At 67.4% G+C, this 23,569-nt stretch carries 19 protein-coding genes, 1 tRNA gene and 1 pseudogene; 6 read left to right on the forward strand and 15 right to left on the reverse strand.

Annotated features, from left to right (window positions below):
* The 3 genes from Q9235_RS13260 to aroA form a co-directional block, all read right to left on the reverse strand.
* Complete coding sequence (locus Q9235_RS13260; RefSeq protein ID WP_306228014.1) at positions 1-807, reverse strand: DUF1194 domain-containing protein; 807 nt, start codon at positions 805-807, stop codon at positions 1-3.
* A gap of 115 nt (positions 808-922) precedes the next feature.
* Positions 923-1,576: a (d)CMP kinase gene (gene cmk, locus Q9235_RS13265; protein WP_306228016.1), complete on the reverse strand. Its 654-nt coding sequence runs from the start codon at positions 1,574-1,576 to the stop codon at positions 923-925.
* On the reverse strand, positions 1,573-2,916 hold the full coding sequence (gene aroA, locus Q9235_RS13270; protein WP_306228018.1) for a 3-phosphoshikimate 1-carboxyvinyltransferase: 1,344 nt from the start codon (positions 2,914-2,916) through the stop codon (positions 1,573-1,575). Before aroA ends, cmk begins: the two co-directional genes overlap by 4 nt.
* A gap of 215 nt (positions 2,917-3,131) precedes the next feature.
* Between aroA and Q9235_RS13275 the strand changes: the two genes are divergently transcribed.
* The 3 genes from Q9235_RS13275 (at position 3,132) to Q9235_RS13285 (ending at position 5,038) form a co-directional block, all read left to right on the forward strand.
* Complete coding sequence (locus tag Q9235_RS13275; RefSeq protein ID WP_306228021.1) at positions 3,132-3,539, forward strand: TIGR02300 family protein; 408 nt, start codon at positions 3,132-3,134, stop codon at positions 3,537-3,539.
* Positions 3,540-3,703: 164 nt separating this feature from the next.
* Positions 3,704-3,779 (forward strand) — tRNA-Ala (locus tag Q9235_RS13280).
* A 257-nt stretch (positions 3,780-4,036) separates the two neighbouring features.
* Positions 4,037-5,038, forward strand: a complete 1,002-nt coding sequence (locus Q9235_RS13285; protein ID WP_306228023.1) for a pyridoxal-phosphate dependent enzyme — start codon at positions 4,037-4,039, stop codon at positions 5,036-5,038.
* A gap of 17 nt (positions 5,039-5,055) precedes the next feature.
* Here Q9235_RS13285 and Q9235_RS13290 read toward each other — a convergent pair whose 3' ends face one another.
* From Q9235_RS13290 to Q9235_RS13330, 9 genes and pseudogenes are all read right to left on the reverse strand, one after another.
* On the reverse strand, positions 5,056-6,201 hold the full coding sequence (locus tag Q9235_RS13290) for a Gfo/Idh/MocA family protein (RefSeq protein WP_306228024.1): 1,146 nt from the start codon (positions 6,199-6,201) through the stop codon (positions 5,056-5,058).
* An 84-nt stretch (positions 6,202-6,285) separates the two neighbouring features.
* A complete protein-coding gene (gene rocF / locus Q9235_RS13295) occupies positions 6,286-7,266 on the reverse strand; it encodes an arginase (protein ID WP_306228026.1) in 981 nt (326 codons plus the stop codon).
* Between the two features lie 107 nt (positions 7,267-7,373).
* Positions 7,374-8,198, reverse strand: coding sequence for an iron uptake system protein EfeO (efeO, locus tag Q9235_RS13300; protein ID WP_306228028.1), 825 nt, complete (start codon positions 8,196-8,198; stop codon positions 7,374-7,376).
* Position 8,199: 1 nt separating this feature from the next.
* Positions 8,200-9,519 (reverse strand): iron uptake transporter deferrochelatase/peroxidase subunit, encoded by a 1,320-nt coding sequence (efeB, locus tag Q9235_RS13305; protein ID WP_306228031.1) that lies wholly within the window; start codon positions 9,517-9,519, stop codon positions 8,200-8,202.
* A complete protein-coding gene (locus Q9235_RS13310) occupies positions 9,516-10,568 on the reverse strand; it encodes a cupredoxin domain-containing protein (RefSeq protein WP_306228249.1) in 1,053 nt (350 codons plus the stop codon). The genes efeB and Q9235_RS13310 overlap by 4 nt, the downstream gene beginning before the upstream one ends.
* Positions 10,545-11,345 (reverse strand): annotated as a pseudogene (gene efeU / locus Q9235_RS13315) (iron uptake transporter permease EfeU); the annotation flags it as partial. The pseudogene efeU and the gene Q9235_RS13310, both read right to left, overlap by 24 nt.
* A gap of 244 nt (positions 11,346-11,589) precedes the next feature.
* Positions 11,590-12,972 (reverse strand): aldehyde dehydrogenase family protein, encoded by a 1,383-nt coding sequence (locus tag Q9235_RS13320; protein WP_306228033.1) that lies wholly within the window; start codon positions 12,970-12,972, stop codon positions 11,590-11,592.
* A gap of 160 nt (positions 12,973-13,132) precedes the next feature.
* Complete coding sequence (locus Q9235_RS13325) at positions 13,133-14,788, reverse strand: acetolactate synthase large subunit (RefSeq protein ID WP_306228035.1); 1,656 nt, start codon at positions 14,786-14,788, stop codon at positions 13,133-13,135.
* 143 nt (positions 14,789-14,931) lie between these two features.
* The gene (locus Q9235_RS13330) at positions 14,932-15,720 is read right to left on the reverse strand and encodes a class II glutamine amidotransferase (protein ID WP_306228037.1); all 789 of its coding nucleotides are present in this window, start codon (positions 15,718-15,720) and stop codon (positions 14,932-14,934) included.
* A 284-nt stretch (positions 15,721-16,004) separates the two neighbouring features.
* On the opposite strand from Q9235_RS13330, the gene Q9235_RS13335 reads away from it, so the two are divergent.
* The 3 genes from Q9235_RS13335 to Q9235_RS13345 all read left to right on the forward strand — a co-directional run bounded on the left by Q9235_RS13335 (position 16,005) and on the right by Q9235_RS13345 (position 19,874).
* Positions 16,005-16,604, forward strand: coding sequence for a TRAP transporter small permease subunit (locus Q9235_RS13335; RefSeq protein ID WP_306228039.1), 600 nt, complete (start codon positions 16,005-16,007; stop codon positions 16,602-16,604).
* Positions 16,605-16,738: 134 nt separating this feature from the next.
* Positions 16,739-18,436 (forward strand): TRAP transporter large permease, encoded by a 1,698-nt coding sequence (locus tag Q9235_RS13340; protein ID WP_306228250.1) that lies wholly within the window; start codon positions 16,739-16,741, stop codon positions 18,434-18,436.
* 13 nt (positions 18,437-18,449) lie between these two features.
* Positions 18,450-19,874, forward strand: a complete 1,425-nt coding sequence (locus Q9235_RS13345; RefSeq protein ID WP_422678334.1) for a sodium:proton antiporter — start codon at positions 18,450-18,452, stop codon at positions 19,872-19,874.
* A 14-nt stretch (positions 19,875-19,888) separates the two neighbouring features.
* On the opposite strand, the gene Q9235_RS13350 is transcribed toward Q9235_RS13345, so the two are convergent.
* From Q9235_RS13350 to Q9235_RS13360, 3 genes are all read right to left on the reverse strand, one after another.
* Positions 19,889-20,899 (reverse strand): Lnb N-terminal periplasmic domain-containing protein, encoded by a 1,011-nt coding sequence (locus Q9235_RS13350; protein WP_306228041.1) that lies wholly within the window; start codon positions 20,897-20,899, stop codon positions 19,889-19,891.
* Positions 20,900-20,935: 36 nt separating this feature from the next.
* On the reverse strand, positions 20,936-22,546 hold the full coding sequence (locus tag Q9235_RS13355) for a phosphoenolpyruvate carboxykinase (RefSeq protein ID WP_306228043.1): 1,611 nt from the start codon (positions 22,544-22,546) through the stop codon (positions 20,936-20,938).
* A 255-nt stretch (positions 22,547-22,801) separates the two neighbouring features.
* Positions 22,802-23,563 (reverse strand): HugZ family pyridoxamine 5'-phosphate oxidase, encoded by a 762-nt coding sequence (locus Q9235_RS13360; RefSeq protein WP_306228045.1) that lies wholly within the window; start codon positions 23,561-23,563, stop codon positions 22,802-22,804.
* Positions 23,564-23,569: the final 6 nt, after the last annotated feature.

The following is a 23,569-nucleotide window of genomic DNA, read 5'->3' on the forward strand; positions in this document are numbered from 1 at the left end:
CTAGTTCCCCATCCGGTCGCGCCATTGCCGCTCGCCGGCGAGGCAGGTCGCGATATTGCCGGACTGTGCCTTGTGGAAGGTCGCGTCGGCCGGGGCCTCGGCGATCTCGCGCAGCAGCTTCGTCTTCGTCGCCTCGACGAACTGGCTCTTGTCGCGGATCGGGATGACGAAGGCGCCGATGCCGGTGATGACGCAGTCGGTGTAGTAGGTGTCGAGATTGTCGATGTCGAAATAGCCGGCCTGTTTCAGCATTACCGGCAGGCCGTTGATGGCGATGCCCTTGGCGCCGGCATCGTCTCGCGCGGCGGTGACCGGGCGCCCGTCATTATTGGCGCCGTCTCCGGAGATGTCGATCACGCGGCGCATCGCCGCGACGTTCGACTGTTCGAGCAATTGCACGCCGAGATCGATCGCGCCCGAGATCGAGGTCCGTCGGCCGCGCCGCGTCGGCGCCTCGCCCAGCTCCTCGGCGAAGGCCATGGCCGCGGCCGGGCCGTCGATCACCTTCCAGGGCCGGACGATGTACTGGAAGCCGCCTCCGGCCCACTCGAAATAGGTCACGGCGATCTTGCCGAGCGCGCCCTTGTTGATGGCGTCGTGAAGCTGCTTCGAGCGGAAGGCCTCGATATAGCCGTTGCGCTGCAAGGCGAGCTCGTCGAGATCCATCGAATAGGAGACGTCGACCGCCAGCACGAGCGCGACATCGACCTCCTCGGGCGGAGCTGCCGCCGTCTGGGCGCGGGGCAGGGCGGGCTGCCAGAGCGCCGCCGCTGCCAGACATGAGAGACCGTACAGCCAACGCCGCATCGCCACCTCCGCCGCCGATTTGCGAAGGGAAGTGTGCGCCTGGTCGGGACGCGCGCCAAGCCGGAAAATCCGGCTAAGGGCGCCTGTTTCGATAGCAAATTCGCGAGCGGCCTTCTTAAGTCGCCCGTCGGCCCTCGACGATGCCGATCGCGGCGGCGGCCGCTTCTTCGACGGTGAGCGCCGAGGTGTCGAGCACGATCGCATCCTCCGCCGCCTTGAGCGGGGCGTCGCTGCGGCCGGAATCGCGGGCGTCGCGCCGGCGGATATCGGCGAGAATGCCGTCCAGCGTGACGGCTTCGCCGCGTCCGATCAGTTCCTTGTGGCGCCGTGCGGCCCGCACCTCCGGCGTCGCGGTGACGAAGAGCTTGGCCGGCGCCTCCGGGCAGATCACCGTGCCGATATCGCGTCCGTCGAGCACGGCGCCGCCGGCTTGCGCCGCGAAGCGACGCTGCCGGGTCAGCAGGCCGGCGCGCACGGCCGGCATGGCCGCGACCACGGAAGCCGCCTCGCCGATTTCGCGGCCGCGCAGGCGCTCCTCGGGAAAGGTAGTCTCGTCGAAGCTGCCGACGATCGCCTCGGCCGCCGCGGCGTCGTGGATGTCATGGCCGGCATCGAGCATGGCGCGCGCCACCATCCGGTAGAGCAGGCCGGTATCGAGATAGGGCAGGCCGTAATGCGCGGCGAGCCGGCGCGCGAGCGTGCCCTTGCCCGACGCGGCCGGGCCGTCCACGGCGATGACGAGCCGGCTGCTACGCGCCGCCGCGCTCATCCGATCTGGCCTCCGAGACTGTTCATCAGGGGCACAAAGCTCGGGAAGCTCGTCGCGATCATCGCGCCGTCATCGACCACGACGGGATTTCGAGTGGCCAACCCCATGACGAGGAAGCTCATCGCGATGCGGTGGTCGAGATGGGTCGCGATCGGCCCGCCGCCGCGCACCGGACCGCCGCCCGTGCCCTCGACGATCAGGTCATCGCCTTCGATCCAACAGGTCACGCCGGCAGCCTTCAGCCCGGCCTCGACCGCCGCGAGACGGTCGGATTCCTTGACGCGCAATTCCTGCAGGCCGCGCATCCGCGTCGTGCCCGTGGCGAAGGAGGCAGCCACGGCCAGCACCGGATATTCGTCGATCATCGCCGGCGCCCGCTCCGGCGGCACCGTCACGCCCTTGAGGCTGGAGGCGCGCACGCGCAGGTCGCAGACCGTCTCGCCGCCCTCGTTGGCCTCGCGCTCGACGGTGATGTCGGCGCCCATCTCGCGCAGCGTGGTCAGCAGCCCCGAGCGCAGCGGATTGGTCATCACGCTCTCGATCAGGATGTCGGAGCCCGGCACGATCAGCCCCGCCACCAGCGGGAAGGCGGCCGAGGACGGGTCCGCCGGCACGACGATCGGCGCCGCTTTCAGTTCCGGCTGGCCCTTCAGCACGATGCGCCGGCCATGCTCGCCCTCTTGCGTCACCGTGATCTCGGCGCCGAAATGCGCCAGCATCTTCTCGGTATGATCGCGTGTCGCTTCCGCCTCGATCACCGTGGTCTCGCCCGATGCAGCCAGCGCCGCCAGCAGCACGGCCGACTTGATCTGCGCCGAGGCGACGGGCGGGCGATAGGTGATCGGGATTGCCTCCTTCGGCCCGCGCAGGGTCAATGGCACGCGGCCGCCCTCCTGCTGCGAGACGACGGTGGTGCCCATCTGCTCGAGCGGATCGAGGATGCGACGCATCGGCCGCTTGCGGAGCGAGGCATCGCCATCGAAGGTCGTGGTGATCGGATGCGAGCCGCAGACGCCCATCATCAGGCGCGAGCCGGTGCCGGCATTGCCGAAATCCAGCACATCGGCCGGTTCGCGCAGGCCGCCGACGCCGACGCCCTGCACGCGCCAGGCACCCGCCCCGTCATGATGGACGATGGCGCCGAGCGCGCGGGCCGCGGCGGCGGTGCGCATCACGTCCTCGCCTTCGAGCAGGCCGGTGACCTTGGTCTCGCCGATCGCCAGCAGGCCGAAGATCATCGCCCGGTGCGAGATCGACTTGTCGCCGGGCACGCGGACGCGGCCCTTGAGCGGGCCGCCGGCACGGGCGGTGACGGGAACGGGTTCATGGTCGTGGGACACGGGTAGCGGTCTCTGCGGGCTGGCCGAAAGGGATGCAGGAAGGGCCGTAGCATGCCGGCGCGCGGCACGCCAAGGCGAGCGCGTGGCGGCGCGCCGAAACGTCGCTATGGGGGCTCGCGGAGCCGCTTTGCGCAAATCAACATTTGACAGCGCCGCTTCCCCCGACTAACGGACGCGCCTGCTTTTAAAAACATGATAGTTGAAGGTCCGACGCAGTGGCGAAACCGGAACTCGGAACGAAGCGCGTTTGCCCGGTCACGGGCCGCAAATTCTATGACCTGGACAAGGACCCGATCGTCTCGCCCTATACGGGCCAGGCTTATCCGCGGGCGATGTTCGAACCGCAGGCCAAAGCAGCGGCTGCTGCGGCGGCGGCGAAGCCTGAAGCCGACGAGGAAGACGAGACCGAGGCCGCCGATGGCGCCGTCGAGCTCGTCTCGCTCGACGAGGCCGATGCCGAGGCGTCCGAGAAGGACGCCGTCGTCACCAGCGAGGACGATATCGAGGTCGAGGATGTCGGCGGCGATGACGAGGACGACACCTTCCTCGAAGAGGATGAGGAAGGCGACGACGACGTCTCCGACCTGATCGATGGTGACATCGAAGGCGACGAGGACAACTGATCCACTGCCTCGAAAAAAGATGACGGCACGGCGACATTAAGCGCTTGTGTCTTCCGCCCGAGCCGCCTATAGAGCGCTTCGTCGCCGACAGGGCGGCCCGGACGGAACCGCCGAGGCGGCAAAAATTCGGTTGATGATCGGTCCCCAAGCCGGTCGTCGCGTGTGGGGCCATAGCTCAGTTGGGAGAGCGCTTGAATGGCATTCAAGAGGTCGGCGGTTCGATTCCGCCTGGCTCCACCAAATTTCTTCCTATGATGTTCGGATTTGCTCGAAGCCGGCCGTGACAGGTCGGCTTTTGTCGTTCTGGCCCTGCCCCTCGTCGCTCTTTCCTTGTCGCGACATCCGGAACAACAGCAGCCCATGGCAGCAGCCTGATTCGGATCGGTGCGCGTGATTCGCCCTCCTTCCTCGTCCGGGCTTGAATTTCCCGGAGGGATCGGCAGGCATGCGGAACGTGCCGCCGGGCAGGAGGCGCGATCGGGAGGATGACTGAAGCGATGCCGGACCTGAGCACCATCCTGCGGGAGCCGCGTTGCGACCTCGTCAAGGCGCCGACCCCGCTGCAGCGGCTCTCCGGCTTCGAGCGGAAGCTCGGGCGGCCCGGCCTCTTCATGAAGCGCGACGATCTGATGGAGATCGGGCTCGGCGGCAACAAGCTGCGCAGCCTCGAATTCTGGCTCGGCGCCGCACTTGGCGAGCGCGCCGACATCGTTATCGTCGCCGGCGGGGCGATGTCCAATCTCTGCCGCCTCACAGCCGCGGCGGCTTCGATGGCGGGGCTGGACTGCCTGATCATTCACAATGCCGAGGACAGCCCCGCGAATCGCGAGCGCTCCTTCCTGAACCGGTTGTTCGGCGCGGAAACCCGTTTCATCGGCCCGGTCGGCGAGGAGGAGCGCGGAGCGGCGATGAAGGCGGCGGCCACGGAGCTGACGCGGCAGGGGCGGGCGCCTTACATCGTCGGCGACGCCGTTCTCGGCGCGTTCGGTTACGTGCTGGCGGCCTGCGAACTGCACGAGCAGTCGCAGCGCGAAGCGACGCCTTTGCGCCACGTCTTCCTCGCGGGATCGATGGGGCCGACCGAGGCCGGCTTCATCTTCGGCAATGCTATGCTTGGCCACCCCTTCCAGATCCATCTCGTCAGCGTCGAATACGAGCAGGCCGAGCTGGAAGCGCGCATCCGCCGGATCTACGAGGGTATCGGTCAGCGGGCAGGACTGGCGGTCCGGGATCTCGGCGAAGCGCCGCTGCACTACCACATGGCCCATCTCGGCGGCGGCTGGGGCGTGCCGACCCCCGAATCGGAGACGGCCATCATCGCCTTCGCCCGCACCGAGGGCATCCTGGTCGAGCACGTCTATACGGCGAAGACCTGTGCCGGTTTCCTCGACCTGGTCGCGGATGGCACGATTCCGCCGGACGAGCCGGCCTGCATCATCCACACCGGCGGCACGGCCTCACTCTTCGCGCAGCGCGCGCTATTTCGGACGGTGAGCTGAGAGACCGAGGCCTGCGATCAAAAGCTTGAGCGCGGCCGGTAGGGCTGGGCGAGATCGCGCGCGTTGTTGAGGGCGAGCGCGAGCTCGGTGATGTGCAGGGCGAGCGCGCCCGAGAAACGCGGGGCCTCGCCGCGTCGGATCGCCTCGGCCTGATCCGCTACGCCGCGCATGAAATCGATCTGCGAGGGGTAGCCGGGCAGAGCCTTGCTCGATGGCGCTGCGGGATAGGTCAGCTTGCGCCCCGGAGCGGGCTTCCAGGGCAGTGCCCGCCCGAGTTTCGCCTCCGCCCGCGTCAGGATGCGTCCGAGCAGGGGCCGGGGCGCATCTGTCTCCTCGACATGGACTACCGAACGATTGTCCCAGAGGTCGCGCACGGTCAGCGAGCCCTTTTCGGCGAAGACCTGCAGTGAGCGGTCGCGCGGGGCGGCGAGTCCGTTGGTCAGTCGCGCGACGACCCCGGAGCGGAAGGTCAGGCAGGCCACCGAGAAATCCGGCGCCATCGTGATCTGTTCGGTGCCCGGCCCCTTGTCGGGGAAGGTCACGGCCGAGAAGGCGGTCAGGGTCTCGACCGGCCCGAACAGCGTCGCCAGCCAGGAGAGTGCGTAGCCGGCGTGTTCCAGCGTGCAGCCGATCTCGAATTCGTGCAGTCCCGGCCAGGGCGCACCCGAGCGCGAGCGCCAGCTTGCCCATTTGTCGCGGAAGACCGGGCCATCCTCCATCGCCGCATAGACCAGCCGTGGAGCACCGATCCGGCCGGAGCGCAGGGCATCCTCGACCAGGCGATGCGCGTCGCTGAGCCCGTTGGCGGGAGCTGTGGCAAGCGTCAGCCCGGCGTCGTCGGCCTGCGCGACCAGCAGCTCGGCCTGCGCCAAGCCCATCGCCAGCGGCTTCTCGCAATAGACATGCTTGCCGGCGGCGAGCGCGCGACTGGTGATCTCGTAATGGCTCTCCGGCGTCGTCAGGTTGACGACGATCTGCACGGCCGGGTCGGCGAGCAGGGCGTCGAGGTCGGGATAGGCCGTGACATTGTGAAAGGCGCGGAATGCTTCCAGCCGCGCGGCATCCCGATCCCAGACACCGGCAAGCGCGAGCGCCGGATGGTTCGCCAGCGTCGTCATGTAGTAGTCGGCGACGAACCCCGTGCCGACGAGCGCGATCTTCATGCCCGGTCCCATTCCATCGGCAGCAAGCCGATGGAATCGCCTCTATCAGGCAAGGGTGAAGATCGGCTTTCGCGAAAGCGAGACTTAAGCAGCGCCGATCGCGTTCGACGGCGTCTGCCGGTCGGTGATCTGCTGGCCGAACAGGCTGCCGGCCAGTTCAACCGCGAGACGGGCGGTCTGACCGCGATCGTCGAGGAAAGGGTTGAGCTCGACGATATCCATCGAGCGCACCAGCCCGGAATCGTGCAGCAGCTCCATCACCAGATGCGCCTCGCGATAGGTCGCGCCGCCCGGAACGGTGGTGCCGACGCCCGGCGCCAGCGGCGGATCGAGGAAGTCGACGTCGAAGGAGACATGCAGCACGCCGTTGGCAGCGCGCACCTTCTCGATGACCTGGCGGATCAGCACGCCGACGCCGTGCTCGTCGATGGCGCGCATGTCGGCGATGTCGACGCCGCGGGCCTTCACCGCCGCCTTCTCGAGCGGGTCGATCGAGCGGATGCCGAACAGGCTGAGCTGCTCATAGGCGATCGAGGCGCGCGGCTCCGTGCCGAGCAGGTCGTCGAGGCCGGCCTCGCCGCAGAGGAAGGCCGAGGACATGCCGTGCATGTTCCCGGAAGGCGAGATCGCCGGCATGTTGAAATCGGCATGCGCGTCGAGCCAGAGCACGAAGAGCTTGCGGCCCTGCTCCTGCCAGTGACGCGCGACGCCGTTGACCGAGCCCATCGACAGGCTGTGGTCGCCGCCGAGGAAGATCGGGGTGTCGCCGGAGCGGGCGAGTTCGTAGGCGCGGGCGCTGAGCGCGCGCATCCACGCGGCGATCTCGTTGTAGAAGCGGGCATTAGCTGGCGCCGGGCCGTCGACCGGGACGAGGTCGCGCGGGAGGATGTCGCCATGATCGCCGACCGCATAGCCGAGGCTTTCCAATACGCCGACGAGGCCGGCGGTGCGCAGGCCGGCCGGGCCCATCAGCGCGCCGCGGCGCGAGGCGCCGACCTCGATCGGGCAACCCAGCAGGGCGATGCGGCCCTGGGAAGCGGGGGCGGTCGCGGAGGAGGCGGTCATGCTGGCGATCCGTTCATGGGATTTCGGTGGGCGTCATGCGCCGATGCGCCGTCCATGGCGCATCGGCTCCCCCCTGTCGAGTGGCGCGCTGACGTAACCGGTTGATGTCAGCCGAGGCCGAGCACGCCGCGCAGCTTGGAGAGGTCCTCCGCCAGCGTGGTGATCATCGCGGCCAGCGCCTTGCGGTCGGCCTCGCTCAGCTTGTCATAGGTCTCGAAGCCGCCATCCCCAAGCTTGTACTTGGCCAGCGTCTTGTCGACGGTCGCGAAATTGGCGTCGATCTTCCCGGCCAGCGCCTTGTCTTCCTTGACGACGAGCGGGCGCAGCAGATCGACGATCTTCTTGGCGCCGTCGGCATTGGCCTGGAAGTCCCAGAGATCGGTATGGCTGTAGCGGTCCTCCTCGCCGGAGATCTTGGTCGCCGCGACCTCCTCGATGAGTGCGGCGGCGCCGCCGACCATCTTGTCCGGCGGAACCGTCAGGCCCTTGATGCGGCCCTGCAATTCGGTGACGTCGGCAAGCAGCCCGTCGGCGAAGGGGCTAAGCCCCTCGGTGCTGTTCTTGGCGAAAAGCCCGTATTCGATGCGGTGGAAGCCGGTGAATTCCGGATCCTCTTCCTTTTTCTCGTGGTCGTCGGCGCGCGAGTCGATCTTGCCGTCGAGATCGCTGAACAGTTCCGCGACCGGCTCGATCTTCTCGTAGGAGACGCGGGTCGGCGCGTAGAGCGCCTTGGCCTTGGCGAGATCGCCGGCCTTGACCGCATCGGTGAAGGTCTTGGTGTCCTTCACGAGCTGGTCGACACCTTGCGAGACATAGAGCTTGTACTCGGCGACCGGCGCCACAAGGTCGAGCGGCGAGGCGGCCCATGCCGAGCCGGCGGTCATAACGGCGATCAGGCTGGCACCGGCCAGCCCTGCGAAACGCAAGCGCATATCAATCTCCTGTCTTGCGGGGGGAAGTCGAGTTTGCCGCGGGCGCGATGCCGCGCGCGGCCCGGATCAGGCCGGCGCCGAGATAGCTCCCGGCCTCGGGCACGCCGGGCAGGGCGAAGAAATAGCCGCCGCCGACGGGCTTGATGTATTCCTCCAGCGGTTCGCCATCGAGCCGCCTCTGCACGGCGATGAAGCTGCGCTCGAGATCCTGCTGGAAGCAGATGAAGAGCAGGCCCATGTCGAGTTGGCCGGCGCGGGTGACGCCGTTGGAATAGTTGAACGGCCGGCGCAGCATGCGGCTGCCTTCGGTCTCCGGCCGGCGCGGATTGGCGAGCCGGATATGGGCGTCGAGCCTGGTGCGCTTGCCCTCTGGATCGTCGGCATAGACAGGCTCGTCATATTCTTGGCTGCCCCCGAAGGGCGCGCCGCTCGCCTTCTCCCGGCCCATGATCGCTTCCTGCTCACTGAGGGGCGTGCGGTCCCAGCGCTCGACGAAATTCCGGATGATCCTGACGACCTGGTAGCTGCCATTCGTGGCCCAGCCCGGCTCACTGGGGCTGGATTGCACCCAGACGAGATGATCCATCAGGGCGGTATCGGCGGCGTCGGGATTGGCGGTGCCGTCGCGAAAGCCGAGCAGGTTGCGGGCGCTTTCGGCCGGCTCGCCCAGTTTCGGCTTGAGGACGGGTACCGTGCCCTCCTGCTTCCAGCGTAGCAGGAGCAGGTCCGGTGCGTTCTTCAGGATGTCGCGCAGCGCATGGATGCTGGTATCGGCGGTGTTGGCGCAGAACTGCAGCAGCAGGTCGCCATGGCAGAGCGCGCCATCGAGCGCATCGTTGCGGAAGCGTTTCATCCGCTGGAGATGCTTGGGCTTGAGCGGCCCGAGCCCGAAACGCTCGTCGAAGAGCGAGGCGCCGAGCGCGACGGTGACGGTCAGGTTGTCGGGCGCGATGACGGGGCCGAGGATACCGCTGTCGGGTGGCGGGAAGCCGGGATCGGCGGTGGGGGCCGGCCCGCCCCGCATCAGGAAGGCGATGCGCGCGCTGAGCAGGCGGAAGAGCCGTTCCAACTCGTCGAGCGAGGTCGCGGTGACGTCGAAGGCGGCGACGAGGCCGGTCGCCGGGCGCGGCGTGACGATGCCGGATTGATGCGTGCCGTGGAAGGGCTGGCGCCGGGCGGTCGTGTCGCTTTCGGGTGCTGCCGCAGGGTTCTGGACCGGCTCGCCCGCCGCCTGGGCCAGCGAGGCTCCGCCGAGGGCCGCCGCGCCACCGGTAAGAAGCGAGCGCCGCGAGGGTGTGAAGGGATTGGTCGGCTTCATCATGACTTGCGCTCCGCTTCGGGCAAAGCGAGCGCCTTGCGCATGGCCACGAGGTCCTCGGCCAGCGCCCGCAGCGCTCCGCCCGGCTTGGCGTCGGCAGGCAGGGCCACGAGATCGGCCCGGACGCGCCCTGCCAGCGCGGGATCGACACGCGTCGTCAAAGGCAGCAGCAGCTTTGCGATATCGCGCGCGGCGGCGATGTCCTCGGGCGAGGCGGGCTCGCTGTCGGGCGACAGCAGGCTGATCGCGCCGGCGAGCATCGTGTCCGGCAGGATGGTGCGCTGGGCGAGCGCGGTGCGGAAGGTCTCGGCGGCGCGCTTGATCCCGGATGCTGCGTTGGCCCCATCGCCGGCGAGAGCCGTCTGCAGCGTGCCGAAAAGGCCGTCTAGCTCGGCATCGCCGGCCGTGGCCGGATGCAAGGCGGGGAGCAGCGCCGCGGCTTCGCGACGGGCCTTGCCTGCAGCCTGCGCATCGCCTCCGCCCTGGGCCTGATCGAGCGCGTCGACCGCCGCTCCCAGCGCAGCCGAGCGTTCGCTGAGGACGGCACGGTATTCGGCGGCGGGGCCGACCATGTCCATCAGGGTCAGGGTCGGGTGCGGCTGCGTCGTCGATGCCTGGACGATCAGGCGGCCGCGCGGGGCGCTGAGCAGGCCGCAGGTGATGGCGTATTCGCCGGGGTGGAGCTGCGTCGTCAGTCGGCGGGACTGGCCGGGCGCGATGTTCTCGCGCTCCTCCAGCACCATGACGCCGTCGAGGATTTCCCATTCCAGCACGCGCTCGCTGCGGTTGCTCACGACGAAGCTGGCCTTGCCTGCCGGGACGGTCAGGGTCGCCGGCTGGCAGGTTCGGTCAGTGATGGCGATGGCGAACTCGGTCGAACCGGCGGCGGCGCCGCGCTGCGCGCCGCTGCCGGCGGCATAGATGAAGGCGGAGGCGCCGCCGCAGACCAGCAGCAGCGTGGCGATGCCGGCGAGTTTCAGCCGCGGCGAGCTGCGTGATTCGAGGCGGGGCGCTGCGGCCGTTTGCTCCGGCCGGCCGCCAGCCAGGAACAGAACGAGCATCGGCACGAGGAAGGCGAGATAGGCGATGACCTCGCCGAGCGCCGCCCGCTCCTGATAGCCGAAGAAGCCGGAGAGAATCGCGCCGAGCGCACCGTCGGCCGGCAGCACCGCGCCGAGATCGTAGACGCCCTGCTGGAGATGGTTCCAGAGGCCGGCCTCGTGCAGGGAGCGCACGCCATTCGCCACCAGCCCGGCGGCGACGAACAGGATGAGGATGCCGGTCCAGCGGAAGAAGCTGCGCAGATTGAGCTTCACGCCGAGCGCATAGATGGCGTAGCCGATGATGGCAGCCAATCCGACGCCGAGCCCCGCTCCAACCGCAGGCGCCCAGCCGTTGTTTTGCTGGAAGATCGCGAGCAGGAAGAAGACGGATTCCAGCCCCTCGCGGACCACGGCGAGGAAGGCGAGCCCGACCAGCGCCAGCCCCTGATGGGCGCCGGCCAGCGCCGCATCGACGCCGGCCTGCAACTCGCCCTTGATCGAGCGCGCCGCTTTGCGCATCCAGAACACCATCGAGGTCAGCATCGCCGCCGCGATCAGGCCGATCACGGCCTCGAACAGTTCCTGCCCGCGCTGGGGCAATTCGCCGATGAAGATGTCGAGCGCCGCGCCGGCCGCGAGACTGGCCGCGAAGGCGAGGCCGACGCCGATCCAGAGCGCCGGCAACCACTCGCGCCGCCCGCTCCGGACCAGATAGCTCGCAACGATGCCGACGATCAGCGCGGCCTCGATGCCTTCGCGGAGCATGATGAGAAACGGTACGATCACGGCGAACCCGGCCCGGTTGCGCGTCGCGATCAGGCTATTCGCGGCGCAGACAGTGCGTGCCTAGGCAGCCGCAGCGCGGGGGTCAACCAAATCCTGGTAGTTTAGAATGATCGTAAACTATTGAATTCGTAGCCGATACTTGCAGAAGGCTCGATCGACGAGGTCGTTTTGCTTGCAAGCTGCTGCGATCGATGGACAGGCGAAGGAGTGCGGCGAAGCGTCACGGCGCCGCCGCGCCATGCGCTCAGCGTCGCTTGAGCAGGATCATCTTCTCCTGCGTCATGTCATGCATCGTATAGGGGATGCCGCCGGTGCCATAACCGGAGACGCGCCGGCCGGCGAAAGGCATCCAGTCGGTGCGGAAGGTCGTGGGGTCGTTGACCATCACGGCCGAGGCATCGAGCCGGTTCGCAGCCCGCATCGCGACATCGATGTCCTGCGCGAAGATGCTGGCCTGGAAGGCGACGGGCAGGGAGTTCGCCCGCGCGATCGCGTCGTCGAGCTTGCTGTAACGGTAGATCGCGACGACCGGCCCGAAGACCTCCTCGCTGGAGATGCGAGCCTCCGGATCGGGATCGATCAGCACGGTCGGCTCCAGCACCGTCTCCGACAGGCGCTCGCCGCCGGTTGCGAGCCGGGCGCCGCCCTTGATCGCCTCGTCGATCCAGGAAGCGACGCGGTCGGCCTCCTTCGGGATGATCAGCGGGCCGACTTCGGTGTCCTTCAGCGTGGGGTCGCCGGTGCGCAGCTTCTTCACCCGGGCGACGAGCCGCTCTGTGAAGTCGTTGATGATCGCGTCATGGACATAGATCCGCTGCGTCGACACGCAGACCTGGCCGGCATGGTAGTAGCCGCCCTTCACGATCGGCTCGATGATCCCGTCGAGATCGGCGCTCTTGTCGACGATCGCCGGGGCGACGCCGCCATGCTCCAGCGCCGAGCGGGCGCCATGGGCGAGCTTGGAATGCAGGTACCAGCCGACCTTGGCCGAGCCGATGAAGCTGAGGAAGGCGATGCGCGGATCGGTGGCGAATTTTTCCGCGAGCGCCGTCTCGAGTGGGACGAAGGTCTGGCACCAGGCCTCCGGCAGCCCGGCCTCATGCACCAGCTTGACGAAATCGATGCAGGAGAGCGGCGTCGTGCCGGCCGGCTTGACGATGACCGGGCAGCCGACCGCGATCGCCGGCGCGACCTGATGCACGATCAGGTTGAGCGGGTGGTTGAAGGCCGAGATCGCCGCGACGATGCCGATCGGCTCCTTGGTGGTGAAGGCCCAGCGATCGGCGGCGGCGGCCGAGAGTCCCATCGGGATCTCGCGCCCGGCGAAGTTCCGAAGTTCTTCGGCCGCGTTGTAGACGCCGTCGACCGCCCGGTTCGCCTCGACGATCGCGTCCGGCAGCGGCTTGCCGCCTTCGCGCGCGATCTGCATGGCGAAATGGTCGCGCCGCGCTTCGAGCAGGCCGGCGAGCTTGCGCAGGATCGCGATGCGCTGATGCGGTTTCAACCAGTTGTCGCGGTCCTTGAAGACGGCCTGCGCCGCCTGCAGCTTGCGTTCGAGCGCGGCCTCGTCATCGGTCTCGATCTCGGTGATCGGGGCGCGGTCATAGGCCTGAACAACCTGGAGCATGGGTCTTTCTCCTAGCAATGACGCGGGTCATCCCGGACAAGCCGCGTAGCGGCGCCGATCCGGGATCCATGCCTGAACCTCTCTCGGAAACGCTCCGGCATGGATCCCGGGTCTCCCTTCGGTCGCCCGAGATGACCCGCGGTGAGCGATGAGGCGTGGCTTACGCCAGATCGACGTCCGGCACCTTGTTCCGGAGTTCCTCGACGAGGACGCGGGTGTTTTCGGAATAGTCGATCGGGCAATCGACGAGATGGACGCCGCCGCCCTTGAAGGCGGCCTCCAGCGTCGGCACCAGCGCCTCGGCCGAGGTCACGCGCGAGCCCTTGGCGCCGTAGGCCTCGGCATAACGGACGAAATCCGGGTTGCCGAAGGTCATGCCGTAATCCGGGAATTTATCGACGGCCTGCTTCCAGCGGATCATGCCATAGGCGCCGTCATTGAGGACGAGCACGACGAGATTGAGCCCGAGCCGGACCGCCGTCTCCATCTCCTGCGAGTTCATCATGAAGCCGCCATCGCCGCAGACGGCCATGACGCGCCGCTCCGGATGCAGCATCGCCGCCATCATCGCCGAGGGCAGGCCTGCGCCCATCGTCGCCAGCGCATTGTCGAGCAGCAGCGTGTTGGCGACATGGGTGCGGTAGTTCCGCGCGAACCAGATCTTGTACATGCCGTTGTCGAGGCAGACCATGCCGTCCTCGGGCATCACCGCGCGCACGTCATGGACGAGCCGTTGCGGCGTCACCGGGAAGCGGTCCTCCTCGGCGCGGGCATTGATCTTGGCCAGGATCTTCTGGCGCAGCTCCAGCGTCTGCTTCTGCTCGGGCAGCTTGCTTTCCAGCCGGTCGGCGAGCCCGGTCATGGTGACGCCGATATCGCCGATCACCTCGGCATCGGGGTGGTAGACCTGCTCGACATTGGCCGACTGGAAGCCAAGATGAATCACCTTCGGCCCGCCGGCATTGCGCATCAGGAAGGGCGGCTTCTCGATCGTGTCGTGGCCGACCGCGATGATCAGATCGGCGGCCGCGACGGCCTCATGGACATAGTCGCCTTCGGAGAGCGCGGCGGTGCCGAGATAGAGGTTCGAGCCGCCGGTGACGGCGCCCTTGCCCATCTGCGTGTTGAAGAAGGGCAGGCCGATGCGGCGCACCGCGGCCGAGAGCGGCTCGACCAGCCGCGGCCGGTTGCCGGCGGCGCCGATCATCACCAGCGGGCGCTTCGCGGCGAGGATCATCTTGGCAGCGTGGTCGAGCGGCGCGGCCGGTGCGACCGGCCGGTCGAGCGCATGGACCGGAATCATCGGGATGTCCTCGACCTCCTCGGCCGCGATATCCTCGGGTAGTTCGAGATGGACCGGACCCGGCCGCTCCTCCATGGCGACGCGGAAGGCGTCCCGCACCACGGAGGGAATGCTGGCCGGGCTGACGATCTGGCGGGTCATCTTGGTCAGCGGGCGCATCGAGGCGACGACGTCGACGATCTGGAAGCGCGCCTGCTTGGCGGTCATGATCGCCTTCTGCCCGGTGAGCAGGATCATCGGCATCGCACCGAGATGGGCATAGGCCGCGCCGGTCGAGAAATTGAGCGCGCCGGGGCCGAGCGTCGCGATGCAGACGCCGGGGCGGCCGGTGAGGCGCCCATGCGTCGCGGCCATGAAGGCGGCGGCCTGCTCGTGCCGGGTCAGCACCAGCTCGATCTTCGATTTGCGCAGGGATTCGACGACGTCGAGATTTTCCTCGCCGGGAACGCCGAAGACGCGGTCGACGCCCTCGTTCTCAAGCGCCTCGACCAGAAGATCGGAACCCTTCTTCATCGCCCGTGCCTTTCGCGGAGGGAGCCTCGTCGGACGGCAAGGCTAGGCTCTCGACGTAGGAACGCAACCGGGGGCGTGTCAGGGCGCGCGGCGCATGGCAGTCCTGCCCGGCCGCGACTTGAAGCGAATGTGCCGAGGCCGGTTCAGGCCGCCTGCTTCAGCGCGATCTCGAAGGGTGAGAACGTCACCGCGCCGCCCTGGACCGTGACCAGCGTATTGCAGGGCAGGGCCTGCCAGCACTCGCGGGCGGCATCGACCGGCTCGGACGCGACGACGACGCTGTCGGGCCGCTCGCAGACATAGAGGCTCGGCGGCTTGCTGTCCGAGGACCAGCGGATCGCATGGATGCTGTCGCCATCGGCGAGCGCGGCGGCGCAGCGTAGCGGCTCGCGAATGCCGGCCTGCTCCATCAGCGCGAGCGCATCGGCGATCGCGGCGGCGAGCGCGTCGCCTGGCGCCATGCCTTCCGCCAGATGGGACAGGGCGAGCAGGAACAGTGCTTCGGAATCGGTCGTGCCGGCGCGGACGCTGTAGAGCTCGTCCGGGATCAGCGCCTCCAGCCGCCGGCGGATCGTGCCGTAGCCGCCGATCTGGCCGTTATGCATGAAGAGATAGCGGCCATGGACGAAGGGGTGGCAGTTCGCCCGCGTCGTCGCGGTGCCGGTCGCGGCGCGGACATGGGCGAAGAACAGATGCGAGCGCACCTGCCTGGCGATCGAGAGCAGATTCTCGTCGGACCAGGCGGGCCTGACCTCGCGGTACTGGCCGGGCTCCGGCCGCTCGCCATACCAGCCGACGCCGAAGCCGTCGCCATTGGTGCCGGTCTTGGCCTCCTCGGCATGGAGCGACTGATGGATCAGCGAATGGCAGGGCGAGGCGACGAAATCCTCTAGGAAGACGGGAACGCCGGAATAGGCGAGGAAGCGGCACATCGGCGCCTCGAATCGAGGTTGGAAGCGGGTTGGAGAATAATGTTCTGCGAAGATGAACGCGAACATAACGTTTCTTCGGCGCGCCGGCGAGCCGGACGCATGGCTGCAACTTCCTGCCGCGAAAACAGGCAGCCTCGACCCTTCGCCTTTCGTCCAATGGATAAGGCCCGCACCGTCTTGCGTGGCGCGCATCGCTCCTATACCGATCCAGCGCATAAACCGCGCATAATCACGAACCGGTTCGACATATCCGGTCTATGGCGCCTCTCGACGGGAGCGGGAATGTGAAGGGTCTCCTTGCCATCAGCCGGGTCATCGACGCGGTCAACGGCCAGATCGGCAAGAAAGTCGCCTGGCTGATCCTCGCGGCGGTAATCGTGGCGACGGTCAACGCGATCATCCGCAAGATCTTCAACGTCTCGTCGAATGCCTGGCTGGAACTGCAGTGGATGCTGTTCGGCGCGGTCTTCCTGATGTGCGCCTCCTGGACGATGCAGGTGAAGGAGCACATCCGCATCGACATCGTGAACGCCACGTTGCCGAAGCGCGTGCGGCAATGGATCGAGCTCATCGGCCATGTGCTCTTCCTGATGCCGTTCAGCCTGCTGATCGTCTACCATTCCTGGCCGTTCTTCATGCGCTCCTACGCGATCGACGAGCAGTCGCTCTCGGCCGGCGGCCTGCCGCAATGGCCGGCCAAGGGGCTCGTCGTCATCGGCTTCGTGATGCTGACCTTCCAGGGCGTCTCCGAGATTATCAAGCAGGTCGCGATCATGCGCGGCGATCTCGATGACGACGAGGCGGCGCTCGGCCATGCCGCGGCGGCCGAGGCGGAAGCCCAGCGCCTGCTCGACCAAGCCAAGGAACAGGGCCTCGCCTCGTGAGCGGCCCGCAAGAAGTCCGGAACCGTCCCATGCACGCTCATCGCCTCCCGCGGGTCGCCGGCCTGCTGCTCGCGCTCACGCTCCTCGCCTTCTTCGGCCTCCATACCGGCGACGCCTTCGCGGCGGGCGGCGGCATCGGCGATTTCCTGCGCGTCAACATGGCGCCGGTGATGTTCGCGGCGCTCGTCGTCTTCCTGCTGCTCGGCTACCCCGTCGCCTTCGCGCTCGCTGCCAACGGCCTGCTTTTCGCGCTGATCGGCATCGAACTCGGCCTGTTCCAGGAGAATTTCCTGCAGGCCCTGCCCGAGCGCATCTACGGCACGATGAACAACGACGTGCTGCTGGCCGTGCCGTTCTTCACCTTCATGGGCCTGATCCTCGAACGCTCCGGCATGGCCGAGGACCTGCTCGACACCATCGGCCAGCTCTTCGGGCCGATCCGCGGCGGCCTCGCCTATGCGGTGATCTTTGTCGGCGCGCTGCTTGCCGCCACGACCGGCGTCGTCGCCGCTTCCGTCATCTCGATGGGCCTGATCTCGCTGCCGATCATGCTGCGCTACGGCTATGACCGACGCCTGGCCTCGGGCGTCATCGCGGCCTCGGGCACGCTCGCCCAGATCATCCCGCCCTCGCTCGTCCTGATCGTGCTGGCCGACCAGCTCGGCCGTTCGGTCGGCGACATGTACGAGGGCGCCTTCATCCCGGGCCTGGTGCTTTCGGCGATGTATGCCGGCTACGTCTTCATCATAACCCTGATCGCGCCGGGCCGTGCGCCCGGCCTGCCGCCGGAGGCGCAGACCCTGCGCGACGCCGACGGCAAGACGCGGCGCCTGTCGCTGCTCGTCGTCGCGCTGATCTCGCTGGCGCTGGCCTATGGCTACATGAAGCTCTTCACCAAGCTGACCGCCGGCGCCGATTTCGTCATCCTGACGATGTCGCTGATGGTGGCGATCTCCTTCGTCATCGCGCTGGTCAACAAGTTCCTGAAGCTCAACCTGCTCTCGCGCATGGCCGAGCAGGTCGTCTTCGTGATGGTGCCGCCGCTGGCGCTGATCTTCCTGGTGCTCGGCACGATCTTCATCGGCGTTGCGACCCCGACGGAAGGCGGCGCGATGGGGGCAGCCGGCGCGATCCTGCTCGCCTATGGCAAGAAGCGCATGACCTTCGAGCTGCTGAAGCAGGCGACGGAATCGACCGCCAAGCTCTCGGCCTTCGTGCTCTTCATCCTGGTCGGCGCGCGCGTGTTCTCGCTGACCTTCTACGGCGTCAACGGCCATCTCTGGGTCGAGCATCTGCTGGTCGGCCTGCCTGGCGGCGCGACGGGCTTCCTGATCGTCGTCAACGTGATGGTCTTCCTGCTCGCCTTCTTCCTCGACTTCTTCGAGCTCGCCTTCATCATCGTGCCGCTCCTCGGCCCGGCGGCGGAGAAGCTCGGCATCGACCTGATTTGGTTCGGCGTCATCCTCGGCGTGAACATGCAGACCTCCTTCATGCACCCGCCCTTCGGCTTCGCCCTGTTCTTCTTGCGCTCGGTCGCGCCGAAGAATGCCTATCGGGACAAGGTCACCGGCAGGATGATGGAGCCGGTCACGACCGGGCAGATCTACTGGGGCGCCGTGCCCTTCGTGGTGATCCAGTGCATCATGGTCGCGCTCGTGGTGATCTTCCCGAGCATGGTGATGCACTACAAGGCCTCCGCCATTCAGCTCGACCAGAAGGCGATCGACAAACAGTTCGACTCGATCCAGATCCCCGGCCTCGGCGGTACGGGCCTGCCGGGCGGCTTCGACCTCAACGCGCCGCCGGTTATCGGCACACCGCCCAAGCCGTAAGGCGGACGGGGGCATGAGGGTTCGCGCCGGCAGGCTGATCGCGATGGCATCGCTCGCGCTCATGGCGGCGCCCGGCGCTGCCTTCGCGGCGGGCGATATCGGCGGCGCGAGCATGGGTGCCGGCTGGGCGCTGCCTTTCGCCGGCATGCTGCTCTCGATCGCGCTCGGTCCCGTGCTGTTCCCGCATCTCTGGGAGCATCACTACGGCAAGTTCGCCGCGTTCTGGGCCGCGCTCACGCTGGTGCCGCTTGTACTGCTGCGCGGGGCCGATCCGGCGCTGGGCGCGCTGCTGCATACCGGGCTGCTCGACTACATCCCCTTCATCATCCTGCTCTTCGCGCTCTTCACCATCGCGGGCGGCATCCTGATCTCGGGCAACCTGCACGGCACGCCGGCGACCAATACGGTGCTGCTGGCGATCGGCACGGTGCTGGCGAGCTTCGTCGGCACGACCGGCGCCTCGATCATCATGATCCGGCCGGTCCTGCGCGCGAACGACGACCGTCGCTTCAACGTCCATGTCGTCGTCTTCTTCATCTTCCTGGTCTCGAATATCGGGGGATCGCTGACCCCGCTTGGCGACCCGCCGCTCTTCCTCGGCTTCCTGCGCGGCGTCGATTTCTTCTGGACCACGACCCATCTGCTGCCCGAGACGGCCTTCGCCGTTATCGTACTGCTCGCCCTGTTCTATGCGCTCGACAGTTGGTTCTTCCGCAGGGAAGAGGGCGCGCCGAAGCTGAAGGACCCGACGCCGGACCGCGCCATCAGGCTCTGGGGCAAGGTCAATATCCTGCTGCTCGCTGGCGTCATCGCCGCGATCCTGATGTCGGCGAACTGGAAGCCGGGCGTCGCCTTCACTGTTTACGGCGTTCCGGTCGAGGGCCAGAACCTGCTGCGCGACGTCATCCTGCTCGTCCTCGCCGGCCTGTCGCTCAAGCTGACGCCCGGTCCGGTCCGGGCCGGCAACGAATTCTCCTGGGGGCCGATCAAGGAGGTCGCCAAGCTCTTCGCCGGCATCTTCATCTGCATCATCCCGGTGCTGGCGATGCTGCAGGCGGGCAAGGCGGGCGCTTTCGCGCCGTTGGTCGGGCTCGTCACCAATGCCGATGGCAGCGCCAATACGGTGGCCTATTTCTGGCTGACCGGCGCGCTTTCCTCCTTCCTCGACAATGCCCCGACTTATCTCGTCTTCTTCGAGCTGGCGGGCGGCGATCCCAAGGCGCTGATGACGACGGGCGCACTGACGCTGACAGCGATCTCGGCCGGCGCGGTCTTCATGGGCGCCAACAGCTATATCGGCAACGCCCCGAACTTCATGGTCTACGCCATCGCCAAGGACCGGAAGGTGAAGATGCCGTCGTTCTTCGGCTATATGCTCTGGTCGGGCGCGATCCTGATCCCGCTGTTCGTCGTCCAGACTTTCCTGTTCTTCCGGTAAAGCAGCGATGACACTTACGGCCGCCCGGCCGGCACGCCCTCGCGGACCTTCTCGGAGAAATGCGGGTCGTCCGGTGAAACGCTCCGCGCGCGTTCGCTGATACGGCCGAGGCGGGTGAGCTCGGCCAGCGGGATATCCTGCCGGATCGCGCCGGTGTCCCGGAGATAGCCCGGCAGATAGCCGGAGAGCAGCACGCGCGGGTCGGTCGGCAGTGGAAACCGCCAGCCCGGCGTCACTGTCCCGGCGAGGTGATAGACCACCGTCGTGCAATTGGTCGTCAGCGTATTGTACCAGCGCGGCTTGGCGGCGAGCGCGTTGATATCGGCGATATAGGCGAGCAACAGGCCGCGCGCCTGGGCGGGCGTGCCGCTGAGCCGGTAAAGGCGGACATCCTCCCCCCGCGCATGAGTCCGCAGCGCCACGATATCGCGCTCGTCGGAGGCGACATAGGCCATCTCGTAGCTGCGGAAGAAGCCGCCGAGCGCCGACCATTCCTCGCCCTTCTCGCGCCGGACTTCGATCGAGAAGGTCAACGGGACCGCATCGGTGAAGGTGAAGCTCACCAGGAGATGTGCGATCGCCTCGCCCGACCAGTAGCTCAGGAAGATATCGGCGCCGCTGAGCTTCGTCAGGTTGTAGCGCCGGGTCTCCCAGCGCTGGTCGTAATCAGTCTCAGTGCGCCAGCGGAAATCGCGGAGATTGGAGACGGTGATCGCCTCGCCCTCCCGCGCGACGGTCGGCAGCCGCGCAAGCTCCGGAATCCAGTCGCGGTCATGCGAGGGCTGGAGGCTATTCCACCAGCCGAGCAGGCCGACGAAGACCATGGCGAAGCCGAGCGAGAGGCGCGTATCGCTGGTCCAGATGCCGACGAGCCCGGCGAAGGCCGCGATGCCGAAGCCGACCGCGGCGACGGTCGCCGTCGTGCCCGAGAGGCGGAACAGCAGGAAGCCTGTGCCCCAGATAGCGGCACCAAGGATGATGAGGGTGAGGAGCAGTTTCAGCACAATGAAAAAGAGGCGGCCCATGGCCGCCTCTCGTAGCATAGTCCGGAGAGCTTGGCCTCAGGCCGCGAGCGAGCTCGTCGGCGCCGCCGCCTTCACGGCATCGTCGACATGGTCCTCGAACTTGGCGAAGTTCTTGGCGAACATCTCCGTGAGGTTCTTGGCCGTCTCGGCGAAGGCGGCCTTATCCTGCCAGGTCTTCACCGGATACAGGATGTGGGGCTCGACGCCGGGCACCGAAGTGGGAACGGCGAAACCGAAATAGGGATCGCGGCGGAAATCGGCGCGGTTCAACGAACCGTCGAGCGCCGACGAGAGCAGGCGGCGCGTCACGCGGATCGGCATGCGCCGGCCGGTGCCGTATTTGCCGCCGGTCCAGCCGGTGTTGACCAGCCAGCAATCGACATGGTGCTTGGCGATGAAGTCGCGCAGCAGGTTGGCATATTCCGACGGGTGCCGCGGCAGGAAGGGCGAGCCGAAGCAGGTCGAGAACTCCGGCTCGACGCCGGTGAGGCCGCGCTCGGTGCCGGCGACCTTGGCGGTGTAGCCGGAGAGGAAGTGATACATCGCCTCGGCCGGGGTCAGCTTGGCGATCGGCGGCATCACGCCGAAGGCGTCGGCGGTCAGCATCACGATGTTCTTCGGGATGCCGGCGCGGCCGGTGCGCGAGGCGTTCGGGATGAAGTCGAGCGGATAGGCCGAGCGGGTGTTCTCGGTCTTCGACTGGTCGTCGAAATCGACCTCGCGGGTGATTTCGTCCATGACGATGTTCTCGAGCACCGTGCCGAAGCGCAGCGAGGCTGCGTGGATCATCGGCTCGGCCTCGGCGGAGAGGCGGATCGTCTTGGCGTAGCAGCCGCCCTCGAAATTGAAGATGCCTTCCTTCGACCAGCCATGCTCGTCATCGCCGATCAAGGTGCGCTCGGGATCGGCCGAGAGCGTGGTCTTGCCGGTGCCGGAGAGGCCGAAGAAGATCGCGGAATCGTCCTTGGCGCCGACATTGGCCGAGCAGTGCATCGGCACCACGCCCTTGGTCGGCAGGACGTAGTTCAGATAGGTGAAGACCGATTTCTTCATCTCGCCGGCATAGGCCGAGCCGCCGATCAGGACGATCTTGCGGGTGAAGTCGATGGCGACGACGGTCTCGCTGCGGCAACCATGGCGCTTCGGATCCGCCTTGAAGCTCGGCAGATCGATGATCGTCATCTCCGGCACATAGGCGTTGATCTCGTCGCGCGGCGGGCGGATCAGCAGGTTGCGGATGAAGAGCGAGTGCCAGGCCATTTCGGTGAAGACGCGGGCCTTGACACGGTGGACGGGGTTGGCGCCGCCATAGAGGTCCTGCGCGAAGAGCTCCTTGCCTTCGGCATGCTTCAGGAAATCGCCGAGCAGCGTCTCGAAATGCTCAGGGCTCATCGCCTGGTTGTTCTCCCACCAGACGGTGTTCTCGGTCAGCGCGTCGCGCACCGTGAACTTGTCCTTGGGCGAGCGGCCGGTATGGGTGCCGGTATCGGCGCAGAGCGCGCCGCCGCGGGCAAGCCGGGATTCGCTCCGGTCCAGGGACGCCTCGTAGAGCTGTGGTGCCTCCAGGTTCCAGTGGACAGCCTTGAGCTTGCGGAAGCCGAAACCCTCGGCGCCATGGGCGGCGTTGAACTGACCGATATTGTCCACTGAATTCCTCCGGAGGCCGGCCATGCTGTCGTCGGCCCGTTGTCTTCACGAATGCGCCGGGGCCGGTGGCAGGGTCCAGGCGTCGAAGGCGAGGCCTTGGAGGCCACGATGGGTCTTTACGGCGATGCGGCCTTTCGCTCAAGTCGTTGAAAACGCCCGGCCTCCCGTTGCGGTTTTCTAAATCGATTGAATTTCAACCTGTGGTAAATGGCCGCGTGCCTGTATTCGGCCGCACCAGCCAGCGTTCGCGGGAGATCACGCCGCCTGGGCGCGCGCTTTGCCGGCGAGTTCCGCCAGGACGCGCCTCAGGCTGCCGGGCCCGTCCACCGAGGCCGGGAACGGCAGGCGCAGCGTCGCGCTGCCGAGCGCCAGGTCGAGCCCGTCCGGATCGAGCCCGATGGCGCGCCAGTCCCCGGGTTTCGCACCGAGCAGTTGCGTCGCGTAGAGGCCGATCGCGTCGGCATGGTCCTCGTTCATATGGGCGACGGCGCCCGCCTCGACCTCGGCCAGCGCGGCGGCATGAGCCGGGTCGCTCAAGAGGTCGGCCGGGGTCGGCGCGAAGGCGCGGGCGAAACCGCCATTCAGGCTGGCACCCTCGATGTCGAGCGCGAAGAAGGAGAAATCCGGAAAATCGGCATAGAGCGCCGATTTCGGCTGGCGCGCGAGATAGCGCCGGCGGATGCGCACGCCGTCCTCGCTCTCGCGCTCGATCCTGCGGGCGCGGACCTTGAGGGTGATCCGCGCATGGGCGAGCGGGTCGCCCTTGCCGCCGGGCGAGATCAGCAGCGAGGCGCGTGGATCGCCGGCGAGATTGCCGGTATGGGCGGCCAGTCCCGAGATCAGGATGATCGGCGTGCCCTGGATGTCGGTGGCGAACCCGACGAGGCTAGCCGAGGGGTGGCCGTCGGGGCCGAGCGTGGCCAGCGCGGCGGAGCGGGCCTCGCGCAGCAGGCTCCTGGCCTCCGCCCGTACGTCCTCGTCCATCGGCTGAATCACGTCCTTGGTGGCTTTGGCCATGGAACC

The sequence above is a fragment of the Bosea beijingensis genome (assembly GCF_030758975.1).
Lineage (GTDB): Bacteria > Pseudomonadota > Alphaproteobacteria > Rhizobiales > Beijerinckiaceae > Allobosea > Allobosea beijingensis.

Bases quoted from the DNA above. Each gene is read 5' to 3' on its own strand.
- Q9235_RS13325 (WP_306228035.1), bottom strand. From the start codon at position 14,788: ATGAAGAAGGGTTCCGATCTTCTGGTCGAGGCGCTTGAGAACGAGGGC.
- Q9235_RS13330 (WP_306228037.1), bottom strand. From the start codon at position 15,720: ATGTGCCGCTTCCTCGCCTATTCCGGCGTTCCCGTCTTCCTAGAGGAT.
- cmk (WP_306228016.1), bottom strand. From the start codon at position 1,576: ATGAGCGCGGCGGCGCGTAGCAGCCGGCTCGTCATCGCCGTGGACGGC.
- rocF (WP_306228026.1), bottom strand. From the start codon at position 7,266: ATGACCGCCTCCTCCGCGACCGCCCCCGCTTCCCAGGGCCGCATCGCC.
- Q9235_RS13360 (WP_306228045.1), bottom strand. From the start codon at position 23,563: ATGGCCAAAGCCACCAAGGACGTGATTCAGCCGATGGACGAGGACGTA.
- Q9235_RS13345 (WP_422678334.1), top strand. From the start codon at position 18,450: ATGAGGGTTCGCGCCGGCAGGCTGATCGCGATGGCATCGCTCGCGCTC.
- Q9235_RS13285 (WP_306228023.1), top strand. From the start codon at position 4,037: ATGCCGGACCTGAGCACCATCCTGCGGGAGCCGCGTTGCGACCTCGTC.
- Q9235_RS13260 (WP_306228014.1), bottom strand. From the start codon at position 807: ATGCGGCGTTGGCTGTACGGTCTCTCATGTCTGGCAGCGGCGGCGCTC.
- Q9235_RS13350 (WP_306228041.1), bottom strand. From the start codon at position 20,899: ATGGGCCGCCTCTTTTTCATTGTGCTGAAACTGCTCCTCACCCTCATC.
- Q9235_RS13320 (WP_306228033.1), bottom strand. From the start codon at position 12,972: ATGCTCCAGGTTGTTCAGGCCTATGACCGCGCCCCGATCACCGAGATC.
- efeO (WP_306228028.1), bottom strand. From the start codon at position 8,198: ATGCGCTTGCGTTTCGCAGGGCTGGCCGGTGCCAGCCTGATCGCCGTT.
- efeB (WP_306228031.1), bottom strand. From the start codon at position 9,519: ATGATGAAGCCGACCAATCCCTTCACACCCTCGCGGCGCTCGCTTCTT.
- Q9235_RS13290 (WP_306228024.1), bottom strand. From the start codon at position 6,201: ATGAAGATCGCGCTCGTCGGCACGGGGTTCGTCGCCGACTACTACATG.